Origin of the sequence: Paraniabella aurantiaca (genome assembly GCF_050309965.1) — a bacterium.
Classification (GTDB): domain Bacteria; phylum Bacteroidota; class Bacteroidia; order Chitinophagales; family Chitinophagaceae; genus Niabella.
In genome coordinates, this window is the sequence record NZ_JBLOSY010000001.1 from 1,712,377 (window position 1) to 1,724,817 (window position 12,441).

The 12,441-nt window shown below is 41.6% G+C and carries 11 protein-coding genes; 5 read left to right on the forward strand and 6 right to left on the reverse strand.

Going from position 1 to position 12,441, the window contains the following annotated elements; genetic code table 11:
• Positions 1-125: 125 nt before the first annotated feature.
• Positions 126-431, reverse strand: coding sequence for a VF530 family protein (locus ACLOAU_RS07355; protein WP_427861212.1), 306 nt, complete (start codon positions 429-431; stop codon positions 126-128).
• A gap of 407 nt (positions 432-838) precedes the next feature.
• Between ACLOAU_RS07355 and ACLOAU_RS07360 the strand changes: the two genes are divergently transcribed.
• Positions 839-1,567 (forward strand): acyl-CoA desaturase, encoded by a 729-nt coding sequence (locus ACLOAU_RS07360; protein WP_427861213.1) that lies wholly within the window; start codon positions 839-841, stop codon positions 1,565-1,567.
• An 86-nt stretch (positions 1,568-1,653) separates the two neighbouring features.
• On the opposite strand, the gene dusB is transcribed toward ACLOAU_RS07360, so the two are convergent.
• Positions 1,654-2,697: a tRNA dihydrouridine synthase DusB gene (dusB, locus tag ACLOAU_RS07365; RefSeq protein ID WP_427861214.1), complete on the reverse strand. Its 1,044-nt coding sequence runs from the start codon at positions 2,695-2,697 to the stop codon at positions 1,654-1,656.
• Between the two features lie 180 nt (positions 2,698-2,877).
• Here dusB and ACLOAU_RS07370 point away from each other — a divergent pair, with 180 nt between their 5' ends.
• The 3 genes from ACLOAU_RS07370 to dprA all read left to right on the forward strand — a co-directional run bounded on the left by ACLOAU_RS07370 (position 2,878) and on the right by dprA (position 5,899).
• Entirely contained in the window at positions 2,878-3,846 is a 969-nt protein-coding gene (locus tag ACLOAU_RS07370; protein ID WP_427861215.1) for a CPBP family glutamic-type intramembrane protease, read from the forward strand.
• Positions 3,847-3,898: 52 nt separating this feature from the next.
• Positions 3,899-4,729 (forward strand): phosphatidate cytidylyltransferase, encoded by an 831-nt coding sequence (locus tag ACLOAU_RS07375; protein ID WP_427861216.1) that lies wholly within the window; start codon positions 3,899-3,901, stop codon positions 4,727-4,729.
• 72 nt (positions 4,730-4,801) lie between these two features.
• On the forward strand, positions 4,802-5,899 hold the full coding sequence (dprA, locus tag ACLOAU_RS07380) for a DNA-processing protein DprA (protein WP_427861217.1): 1,098 nt from the start codon (positions 4,802-4,804) through the stop codon (positions 5,897-5,899).
• A gap of 66 nt (positions 5,900-5,965) precedes the next feature.
• On the opposite strand, the gene ACLOAU_RS07385 is transcribed toward dprA, so the two are convergent.
• Positions 5,966-6,193, reverse strand: coding sequence for a YtxH domain-containing protein (locus tag ACLOAU_RS07385; protein ID WP_427861218.1), 228 nt, complete (start codon positions 6,191-6,193; stop codon positions 5,966-5,968).
• Between the two features lie 88 nt (positions 6,194-6,281).
• Positions 6,282-7,019, reverse strand: a complete 738-nt coding sequence (locus ACLOAU_RS07390) for an ABC transporter ATP-binding protein (protein ID WP_427861219.1) — start codon at positions 7,017-7,019, stop codon at positions 6,282-6,284.
• A 136-nt stretch (positions 7,020-7,155) separates the two neighbouring features.
• Between ACLOAU_RS07390 and ACLOAU_RS07395 the strand changes: the two genes are divergently transcribed.
• Positions 7,156-10,095: a M16 family metallopeptidase gene (locus ACLOAU_RS07395; RefSeq protein WP_427861220.1), complete on the forward strand. Its 2,940-nt coding sequence runs from the start codon at positions 7,156-7,158 to the stop codon at positions 10,093-10,095.
• A gap of 130 nt (positions 10,096-10,225) precedes the next feature.
• Here ACLOAU_RS07395 and darB read toward each other — a convergent pair whose 3' ends face one another.
• Positions 10,226-11,374: a dialkylresorcinol biosynthesis protein DarB gene (darB, locus tag ACLOAU_RS07400; RefSeq protein WP_427861221.1), complete on the reverse strand. Its 1,149-nt coding sequence runs from the start codon at positions 11,372-11,374 to the stop codon at positions 10,226-10,228.
• Between the two features lie 144 nt (positions 11,375-11,518).
• Entirely contained in the window at positions 11,519-12,436 is a 918-nt protein-coding gene (locus tag ACLOAU_RS07405; RefSeq protein WP_427861222.1) for a hypothetical protein, read from the reverse strand.
• Between the last annotated feature and the right edge of the window lie 5 nt (positions 12,437-12,441).

Here is a 12,441-nt window from a genome sequence, read left to right on the forward strand (position 1 = left end):
GATCCGGGCTTTTACAACCAGTGTTAACATCCTTTTACAAAGCCTGGATACCATGTAATACAGATATTCGGGCGTTTATTATTCCTGGCATCAATTTCGGCAATGATGTGCGTACCTTATAAAGTTTATTGATGACCTTTTGCGGCTTTCTTTTGCTGCCTTAATACATAGAGGTACAGGCTTTCTACCTTGGTTCGCGCCCAGGGTGTTTTCCTTAGAAATTTTAAAGAAGAGCTGATACTGGGATTGTCTGTAAAGCACTTGATACGTATTTGTTCCCCCAATTTTTCAAAACCCTGGTAATAGGCTACCAACTCCTCCAAAATGGTATCCAGCCTTTTGCCGTGTAAGGGGTCTTTTGAAGTGTGCTCCATCTTTTTTAGTAAAAGTAATGAAAGATAAATTGGTGTCCTGATTGATAACCTGAACATGATCTTTTTTTAAGCTTACCGAGAAGGTGAACAGGCGTATGGATGCAGGTTTTGAAGTTTCCTCAAAGTACTTGTACCGTGCTCCCAGCGTATTTTCTGCTGCTCAATCAAACCTTTTTATGCATATTAAATGTTGTGTGTGCGGTTTTAAATATTATGTATCCATTATCGGTGAATAATCGCGGAAATAAAAGGAATATAGGAGAGAATGTTTGTATATTCGGCCCCGCAAATGAGACAGGGCGCAAAGTCCTTCTTATGTTTTTATTTACTTTTTAATTTGCTTAAAGTAACGTGTTCGTTTTCTTAAGATCCGGTAAAAGGTGCAATAACCGGCCTTTGAATATATCAGGCCCAACCGACGGTTTAAAATCAACGCGTGATTACTGGAGGTTTAAACAAATTCAATGGCTGTTTTAATTTTCTTTTTGGCTCACTGGTTCTTATCTCTTTTCTGTCAGACATTCTTTCTTCACCGTTATGCTTCTCATAAAATGTTTACCATGAGTCATTTTTGGGAGCGTTTTTTTTACGGATTTACCATTTTACTACAAGGGTCTTCTTTTTTAAATCCCAGGGCTTATGCTATTATGCACCGGATGCATCATGCATACAGTGATACCGAAAAAGATCCCCATTCCCCTCATTTTTTTAAAGATGTTTGGCAGATGACCATGCGTACAAAGGACATTTATTTGAATTACGCAAAGTATAAGGTTGAGCCGGAAAAACCCTTCCAGGGAAAATATCCCGAGTGGCCGTTGATGGATAAGATCAGCAATATGTGGAGTGTAAGGATCTTGTTTGGAATCGGATATTTGTTATTCTACATTTTTTTCGCCACCCAATGGTGGATGTTTTTACTATTGCCCATTCATTTTTTTATGGGCCCTATACACGGGGCCATTGTGAACTGGTGCGGCCATAAATATGGTTATTCGAATTATGATAACCATGACCACAGTAAAAACTCATTGCCCCTCGACTTTTTACTGATGGGAGAGCTTTTTCAAAATAATCACCACAAAAGCCCCAATAGTGTAAATTTTGCCAAAAAATGGTTTGAGTTTGATCCTACCTACCCGATTGTTTTAATATTGAGCAAACTAAGGGTGATACGGTTGAGACGACAGTAATCAGCATCACTGATAAAGCTAATAAAATATGACCGTGACACCGATAAGGAAAAGCTACTAATAGCTGTTTATATAGGTTTAATAAACTAGTTTACCGGGCACTTTTCATGGTAGTTGATCAGCTCAATTGGGGTCGCTTCGATCTCATAATCGGAGTAGCGAACAATGATCTCATCCAGTATAGCTTCAATATCATCACCACTATTTAAAGTAACCAGTTTGGTACGATATTCTTTAATATTAGGTAGCCCTTTCAGGTAATTGGCATAATGGCGGCGCATTTCATTAATACCTACAATGGGTCCTTTCCATTCAAGGCTCTTGCGTAAATGCTTACGCACTACGTTCACTCTTTCGGCTACAGTAGGCGGCGCTAATAATTCACCGGTTTGAACAAAATGTTTTATTTCCCTGAAAATCCAGGGATAGCCAATAGCAGCACGGCCAATCATAATGCCATCCACACCATAGCGGTTTTTATATTCCACTGCCTTCTGAGGACTGTCTATATCGCCGTTTCCAAAAATAGGGATGTTAATACGTGCATTATTCTTCACTTTACCAATCAGTGTCCAGTCCGCTTCTCCTTTGTACATCTGGGCGCGGGTACGTCCATGAATGGCGAGGGCTTTGATGCCTACGTCCTGCAGACGTTCAGCTACTTCTTCAATATTCAACATGCCCTCATCCCAACCCAGGCGCGTTTTTACAGTAACCGGCAACGATGTGCTTTTCACCACCGCTTCAGTCAACTTTACCATTAGGTCCACGTCTTTCAATACGCCGGCTCCAGCACCTTTCAGCGCCACTTTTTTTACCGGGCAACCAAAATTGATATCCAGGAGATCTGGCTGGGTAACGTCAACAATTTTAGCCGCAAGTGCCAGGCTTTCCTCATCTCCCCCAAATATTTGTATACCTATAGGACGTTCGTAGTCAAAAATATCCAGCTTACGGCGGCTCTTGATCGCATCACGTATCAGGCCTTCACTACTGATAAACTCTGTATACATCAGGTCTGCACCATTATCTTTACAAACCGCACGAAAAGGAGGATCGCTTACGTCTTCCATTGGAGCCAGCAGAAGAGGAAAATCAGGAAGTGATATTTTATCGCCTATTGTTACCATATTTAATATTTAATTGCTGCGATATGTTGATACATATTTGCAATGTGGTGAGCCCCGGTCCATTAACTTTCAAAAAAGCCTGCACAATAACTAATCAAAACTTTTAATCTTATTTTTGCGCCTGCCTGCCTATATCGGGCAGAAGTGTTCGGGCGGGCAAAAATACACACTTTTTTAAAAATGACAGACGAAAACAGGAGTGCCTTGTTGCATGATACACAAGGAAAGGGAATGGGAGAAAAAGGCTTATCTTATTTAGCGGGCTTTTTTATGCTGATTGCTTTTGGTGTGGGAGGTATGATTTTGGGAGGATTACTGGGCATTCCGGTTGCCGCAGCAATAAGTGGCAAAAGCATTGCATTTATTACCGAAAACATTTCGAAACTGACTGGCGATCGCACCTATTTGAGAGAAATGCAGGTCATTCAGACATTTTCGGCTGTTTTTGGTTTTTTGCTACCTACCTTATTTACGGCGTCCCGCTTAAGCCGAAGCCCCATGAAACTGACTGGATTTAAAGGGGTTATAGCCGGGAAGGATTTGCTCCTGACCATTTTTATTACCATTGCCGCGCTTGCCTTAAGTGGCGCCCTGGGTTATTTTACGTATAAACTTCCTTTTCCGGTTGATTGGCGCATTGCTTTTGACAAAATGGAAAAAGGTTATGCCGAAACTGCTGCAGGTATTATTAACCTGGACTCTATCCCGGAATTGCTTATTTCTATTGTTGTGCTGGCACTGGTTCCTGCTGTTTGTGAAGAGGCATTTTTCAGGGGAGGGTTACAGAATTATTTATACCGCAATACCGGAAGGTTATGGGTAAGTGTGATTATAGTAAGTGTTATTTTTAGCGCGGTACATTTCTCAGCTTATGGTTTTCTGTCAAGATTGGCACTGGGCATTATCCTGGGTTTGTTATACCAATATAGTGGCAGGTTGTGGCTCAGCATTTTAGCTCATTTTATTAATAATGCAACAGCGGTATTGGTGATGTATGCGGCAAAAATGGATGGAAAATCAATGCAGGCGGTATTAAGTGATAAAGAAGGCAGCTATTTGGGCTTTCTGGCACTACCGGTTATAATTTTCCTTTTTGTACAGTACCGGAAGAATACCAAAACCTCACTAACTCTACCTGATGGCGTTTAACTGGTCAACATTTTGGACTCGCGCTTTTACTGCACTGATATTTGTTGCGGTAATGATGTTTGGACTATTGTATAATCAATGGAGCCTGTTTCTTTTGATTACATCGATCTATTTTGGCTGTTCCTGGGAGTATGGCCGTCTGGTTGAAAAAATAACGGGGCATCCTATTGATCCCTATATGAAATTGGGTATCGCCCTGATCGGATATCACCTGGTTCTGCTGCTCGGCGCTGGTTCCATTCGGCTGGGCGATTACAGCATCAGGGAAAACTTCAGCCTTCCTTTTTTAATTGCCGGCTTTATTTTGCTGGTTTTGGGTATTTTTAAAACAAAGATCATTTCAAAGAAAATGATCTTATGGTTATTGGGTGGTTTATTATATATGGCGGTACCATTAGGAATGCTACAAAGCTTTTCAATTCCAGGCACATACGATATTCATTTGCATGACACCTCTTATGTAATAGGGGCAAAACACCTGGTTCTATTTGTTATAGGCAGCGTATGGATCAACGATACCATGGCCTACCTGGCAGGTTCTGTAATAGGTAAAACACCGCTCAGCAAAATATCTCCTAAAAAAACCTGGGAGGGAACCATTAGCGGCATCATACTGAGCGCTGCGTTAACATGGCTGCTATTTTCTCTCATCTTCTTTCATACAATAATATGGCCGTTTGCGATTATCGGAGGAGTCATTAGTGCTATCACTGCCATTTCGGGAACATTTGGAGACCTGTTTGAATCAAAATTGAAGCGGATGGCCGGTGTGAAAGACAGTGGCCGCATTATGCCGGGGCATGGCGGTTTTCTCGACAGGTTTGACTCTGTATTATTTGCAGCTCCCGCTGTTTGGTTATTTATCAAAGTATTTTACGGTTAATAACACCGGTAGAAACCTGGTTGGTCATTGATATATGAAATATTTTACGTAAGTTTAATATGCTAAATCACTATGAACAACTCACTATTATACCAGATAGCACTCACGCTTATTCCCAATATTGGTTGTATACAAAGCCGCGCCCTCCTCGAGCATTTTGAACCTGAAGATATATTCAAAGCGCCTAAGCGACTACTTGAAAAAATAGACGGCCTGGGAGAAATAAGGATCAGGAGTATCAGGGGCTTTAATAATTTCACCGAAGCAGAAAATGAACTGGCTTTTATTGAAAAATATAAAATACAGCCGCTTTTTATACAGGATGAAGTCTATCCTAAAAGATTGTTGAACTGCTACGATGCGCCCATATTGCTGTATTACCGGGGCAATGCCAACCTGAATCAATCGAAAATTATTTCAATAGTAGGTAGCCGTACGCATACCGATTATGGAAAAGCTATTACTGAAACGCTGGTAGCATCCCTCTCGGGCGAAAATGTGCTGGTGGTGAGTGGCCTGGCCTATGGTATAGATTCCATTGCTCATAAAGCTTGTTTAAAAAATGAAATGGCAACAGTAGGTGTGCTGGCACATGGGTTAAATAAAATCTATCCCAACAGCCATAAGGAAATGGCGAAGGAGATGATAAAACAAGGAGGATTACTTACCGAGTTCAGGCATACAGCATTGCCAGACCGGCATAATTTCCCCAGTCGTAACCGTATTGTAGCGGGTATGGCCGATGCAACTATAGTGATAGAAACAGATATCAAGGGTGGCAGTATGATTACTGCCGAGCTGGCTAATGGTTATAATAAAGATGTATTTGCAATACCTGGTAAGGTAACAGATAAGAAAAGCAGCGGGTCCAATCATCTTATTAAAAATAACAAAGCGATATTATTAACTGATGCCTCACAATTATTGGAAACGATGGGGTGGACCAGTACCAGGAAGCCGGAGCCGCCGGCTGCAAAGGAATTATTTATCAGTCTCACGCCCGAAGAAAAAGTAATCATTGGCCTGATCAATGAAAAGGGAGTAGCCAGTATTGATGATATTAACCTGCAAAGTGGCTTAAATAGCAGTATGGTTGCCGTAAGCATCTTAAACCTCGAAATGAAAAATGTAATTCAGGGTATGCCAGGTAAAATGTATAGGTTATATTAAAAAAATAACCGCCCTGGGTGGGCGGCTATCATTAACTTTTATAAGGTTTAATAGTTAAGTTCTTGCTTAAATAGCTTCGGAGCGAATATTCTCGGCTTTAATGTTTGCGTAGTCTTCGATTTCATCTGCAGTATGCTCAAACTTACCCGCAACACTATCAATAAAATCTGCAAATTGGTTTTTCAGGTCATTGCCTTTATCACTAATTCTTCTGCGCGTGTAAGTTCCTTTATCCGGAGCATATAAAACGCCCACTATCAGTCCAAGGGCAAAACCTGTAAGTAGTTTATTCATAAAATGTTATTTTTCAGTGATTAAAATTCAAATATAGTTACATCAAATTTTTTGCCAAAACCCCGTTTATTAAAATTTATTTAAAAAGTTAATCCCGGTAGGAGCGCCCCGTCAGCTCCAGGAATAATCCTTCAAGCCCCTCCTGCCGGTGTTGTTGCAGCAGGTTGGTTAAACTGTCTTTTACAATAATAGCCCCCTGGTCGAAAAGCGCAACCGAATTACACAGGTCTTCGGCCTCGTTTAACTGGTGTGAAGTGTACACTAGGGTGGTCCCCGCTTTATTGATTTCTTTCAAAAAATCAATAATAGCATTTCTCGATTGTACGTCTACTCCTACCGTCGGCTCGTCTAAAAACAATATTCTGGGATTGTGCATGACACCGATAGCGAGGTTAACCCTCCGCTTCATCCCTCCAGAAAAGGTTTTAACCGGTTTATTGGCCACCGAGGTTAAGCCCATTACCTGCAGCAATTCTTTGGTTTTTTGGCGGGTAGTAGCTTTATCCAAACCGTACCAGGCCCCAAAAAATTCCATATTTTCCTCCGGACTCAGATCATCATAAAAGGAAAAATCCTGTGGTACGAGCCCGATCATTTTTTTTACTTCCTCTTTTTCTGAACCAATTTCCTTCCCGAAAATTCTAATATTTCCTTCTTTGTAGGGAAGTAAGCCCGTAATCAGGCTCATTAATGTAGTTTTCCCGGCGCCGTTGGGACCGAAAATACCAAACCGCTCACCCGGGTCAATTTGCAGGCTCAATGCCTCTATCAACGATGACTGGTCTTTGTATTTAAAAGAAAGATTTTCTATAAGTACTGCGTTCATGCTGCCACGAAAGTAAAAAAACCTGTTTAAATGCCATCCATCTATTGTTTTGTCTTTTCATCCCATTAATTCGCTTACAGAAAACTATAATCATTAAATTTAGCATCACATTTTACCCTAATCAATATTCATTTTAATGAAGAAACTATTTTTAACGCTTTTACTGGGTGGCGTATTATGCCAGACAGCAAAGCTCCAAAACAACTACCAGTGGAAAGAAACCCAATCTGCGAACGGGTACGCCTATAAATATGTATCCAACGACCCCATGGGCGTGCGCATTTATACGCTGTCGAACGGGCTTACCGTTATGTTAAGTCCTAACAAGAAAGAGCCCCGCATTGCTTACCGCCTGGCGGTAAGGGCCGGTAGTAATACCGATCCTAAAGATCATACAGGGCTGGCACACTACCTGGAGCACCTGCTTTTTAAAGGAACTGACAAGTATGGTAGTCTTGACTGGGCCAAAGAGAAACCCAAGCTTGATTCTATCGATGCACTTTATGAAGTGTATGGTAAAACCACAGACCCTGAAAAAAGAAAGGAGATCTATAAACAGATTGATGCTGTATCGGGGCGTGCCTCTCAATATTCTATTGCCAACGAATACGATAAAATGATGACGGCGATGGGAGCACAGTCCACCAACGCCCATACCTGGGTGGAAGAAACGGTGTACGAGGAAGATATTCCTGCTAATGCCGTGGACAAATTTCTGGCAGTGCAGGCAGAAAGATTCCGCAACCCTATTTTACGTATTTTCCATACCGAGCTGGAAGCCGTGTATGAGGAAAAGAACCGTTCTATGGATAACGATGGATGGAAAGTACTCGAAACTACCTATCGTAACCTGTTCCCAACCCATAATTATGGTCAGCAAACAACAATCGGTACCATTGAGCACTTAAAGAACCCCTCCCTTACAGCAATCAGGGACTATTATCACAAGTACTATGTACCCAATAATATGGCTGTGATCATGGCTGGTGATTTCGATCCGGATGTACTGGTGAAAAAGATTGACGCCGCTTTCAGCTACATGAAGCCTAAAGCCGTAGCAGAATATAATCCGGCTCCTGAGCAACCCATCACCAGCCCGGTTATATCGGAAGTATACGGTCCGAGTGCAGAAAATATAACAATCGCATTCAGAAGCGGAGCCGAAACATCGAAAGACAAGCTGATGCTGAACGTAATAGATGGCATTTTCGCTAACGGTAAAGCGGGTTTATTAGATTTGAACCTGAATAAACAACAAAAAGTGCTTTCTGCCGGGTCTACCCTTTCTCAATACAAAGATTATGGCATCTTCGAGTTAAAAGCTTCTCCCAAGCAAGGGCAAACCCTTGATGATGTAAAAGCGCTTTTATTGGGCCAGGTTGAGGAGTTAAAGAAGGGTAACTTCGATGACAAACTCATTAAAGCTATTGCGGCTAATTATAAATTATCCAAGCTGAGCTCCCAGGATAATAATACGGTGCGTGTAAATACCATGGTAGACAATTTCATTAAAACAAAGGCGGCAACCTGGCAGGATGATGTTGCTTTCCTGGATGCCATGGGCAATGTAACGAAGGCAGAAGTACTGGCATTCGCCAACCAGTTCTTTAAAGACAACAACTACACAGTTGTTTATAAAAGAAAAGGTGAAGATAAAAGCATTACAAAGGTTGATAAGCCAGCCATCACTCCCGTTGAAACTAATGCAGGCAAGGAGTCGCCTTTTGTAAAAAACATCAATGCGATGCCATTGGCGGCAATTAAACCTGTTTGGCTGGATTACAATACAGCCATTCAGAAAGGCAAGATAGATAATGCTGAAGTGATGCAGGTAGCCAACAAACAAAATGGCTTGTTCAATTTGAATTTCAGGTATGAAATGGGTAAATGGAATAATAAAAAGCTGCCTTTTGCCCTTGAATACCTGCAATACCTGGGAACTGATAAATATACTTCAGAAGAGATCAGTAAAGCATTTTATCAGTTAGCTGCCAGCTTTTCCGCCAGTGCAGGTAACGAAGAGAGTAGTATTTCATTAAACGGTTTGAACGAGAATTTTTCGCAGGCGCTGGAACTGTTAGAGCACCTGTTGCGCAATTGCAAACCCGACGCTGCTGCGCTCGAAGGATTGAAGAACCGGATGCTGAAAGCACGTGCTAATGCGAAAGCCAATAAAGGCGCTATTATGCAGGGACTGGTTAACCAGGCTACCTACGGCTCAAAAAATCCATTCAACTATAATTTAAGCGATGCAGAATTGAATGCAATAACTGCCGAGGAGTTGGTAACTATCATTCACAGTATGCCTTCATTTAAGCACCAGGTGCTTTATTATGGTCCGCTGAGCCCTGCGGCTTTGAATGCGGCTGTTAAAAAAGTGCATAAAACACCTGCAAGCTGGGCGGCAATACCGGCAGCAGAGAAGTTTACAAGGGCCGTGCAAGACGAAAATAAAGTATTCTTTAGCCACTATGATATGGTTCAGGCAGAAATGAGCTGGGCCAGGAACCTGGCGCCATATGACTTTAAAAAAGAAGCCGTGGTAGATGTGTTTAATAATTACTTTGGCGGCGGTATGGGCTCCCTGGTTTTCCAAACTATCCGGGAATCAAAAGCACTGGCCTACTCTACTTACGCATTTGTAGGTACGCCTGCCAAGAAAACAGATGCCTTCTCTTTCATCGGATATGTAGGCAGCCAGGCAGATAAATTACCCGAAGCAGTAACTGCGATGAACGAGCTGATCAATGTATTACCCGACAGGGCTAATGCGTTTGAACAGGCAAAGGGCAGCTTATTGAAAGACCTGGAAACAGACCGCGTTGAAAAAATGGGCATTATTTACAGCTATATTGCGAATCAGAAAAAAGGTTTAACCGGTGATCCGCGTAAAGCAAAATATGACCAGGTGAAGGCTATGAGTTTTAAAGACATCCAGTCTTTACACAACCAGGAGCTTTCGGGCAAAAAGTATAGCTATACTATTATCGGGAACGAAAAAAATATCAAGCAGGAAGATCTCTCCAAATATGGTGCATTAAAAGTACTGAACCTGGAAGAGCTGTTTGGATATTAATATAATTGTTATTGATTCAAAAATCCTCCCTGCCAGCCGGTAGGGAGGATTTTTCTTTAATACAATGAGCAAATAAAAAAGGCGAAAGAATTACTTCCTCCGCCTTTCGATATGATTTATTTTAATGATCTTATACAGCTGTCAATAATGCGTACATATAGCTGAACCTGGAACTTTCAGGAACCAGCAAAAATACTTTGTCGCCCTTTTTCAGTTTGCCGCTGTTTAATAATTCGTCCACCATAAAGTATACCGAAGCAGCTCCTACATTACCAACATAGCTCAGGTTCACAAACCATTTTTCATAAGGAATGGTATGGCCTAATTTAATATGCTCTTCATAAATTTTATCTTTAAAGAAATTGCTGCTCATGTGCGGGCAGTACCAGGTAATATCATCAGGATTTAAACCTCTTCTTTCAAAAAGCTCAGGCAGTGGTTTGCCTCCTAACGGAACAATATTGGGGCTTAACAGCTTAACATCCTGCTTGATGCTCATGATAGATTTTTCGTTCAGCTCTTCATGACTAAATTCCAGGTAGCTTTTCAATGTGCCATCTTCAAGCTTTTCTGCACCACAGTACATGCAGCTTTCCATGTCATCGGCATAAGAAATGCCTTCTACCCATTCTACTTTCAGACTCAAGCCTTCCGTATTAGGTTTATTACTCAGCAAAAAGGCAGACGCACCATCGGATAGCATCCAACGCAAAAATTCTTTATCAAAGCTTATATAAGGGTTCTGCTCCAGCTCTTCTAATTTATGCACTTCATCTTCAAACTGGTTGGCTACCAGTGAGGCAGAGAATCTTTCGGATCCGGTAGCCACAGCAGTATCGGCATCCCCGGTTTTTACCGCCATATATGCATATTTAAACGCGTGCATACCGGCGCAGCAAACACCACTCGGAGATACAACCTCTAACTTGCCTAACTCAGGCAGCCAGCCATGCGTCATCACACCATGCGAGGGCATGATCTGATCCGGCGAAGAAGTGCCGCAGGAAAGCACATCCACATTCCTGATTCCTTCCGGGTCACTTTTAAATAGTTCTTTTATTGCCTCCGCTGTTAATTGCGCATTGGTATGTGTGGCTTTCCCACCTTTTTCCAGTGCATAATAGCGGTTGGTAATACCATTGTTTCTTAAAACAATTCTGCGCGACTTAGATGGCTTGCCATTAATATAGCCAAGGTATTCCTCCATCTCATCGTTACTCACCGGATTATTAGGAAAATAATGTGAGGTACGGTTAATATAAACTTCGTTCAATGACATAATTTTTGGTCCTTTTTTAGAGCCCGGCTGACGAAAATAAGTTATCGCTTTGCCAGGCCCGCCTGTACCATTCGGGCAGGCTCGTTTTATCGTTCTGGTCTAATTCGTTTACCTGTATCAGGAAATCAACTTTCAACCTACTTATCAGATACGTTCTCTATACTCTACGCCCTTGTAATACTGCATTTGTCTCCTGATCTTCTTCTGCGAAAAGGGCCGGAAAAGTACAAAATCTACAGCTAAAATAATGGGAGATGCTACCAAAAGCGCAACGGCAAGATAATATTTATATACTACAAGTATATTTTTCCTTTTTTGAGGAAACTTATTAATCAGATCCACCCATTTCTGAAATATTTTACCTGCTTTTCTTTCAATAAACATCAGCGAATATTTCACGGGTGTCGCTCCTATCTGGCTTAAATCCTGTTGAAGCCCTTCCCAGTTATTTAAACGTAAATAATTGTTCACCACGTTTCCAAATTTGGAAGCCCCGCTAATATCTTTTTCTGATACACCGGGTTTGGGAAATATGCCCCATTTTCTATCCTTTCTTCCGGTTCCCAACCAATGAAATATAGTAAAATAGCTTAAATGATTCAGATGCCTGTCTACCAATGCAATATTGCCTACCAGCCTTGCTCCCGCTGCCTGCAACAGTTTTTTGTTCTTTTCCTGCGCATTGATCCACATGTTCCGGCACCCGCTGATCGTAATTACCGGTGTGCCCTTAATCAGCGCTTTGAATTTTTCATCCTGCAAAATAGAGCTGAAAGGAATGCTGGGTGAAAGATTCCAGGGCTGCCAGCCCAATATTACCAGGTCATATCGCTCCAATTTTGTTTGCCAGGGCTCCAGCGTTGTTGGAATAATATTTACTGATTCAGGTACTGTATCAAAAAAAACAGGTACCGACCAGGGAAAGGGAAACTGATGAACCGTTTTTATTTGCAGGTATTCTACCTCACTGCCGTCTGTAACAACGGGTCGCAAAAAGCTCTCTACAATGGCCCTTGTTTGTCCTGATTGTGAAAAATATACGGCTAAAATTTTCTTTCCCATAAATA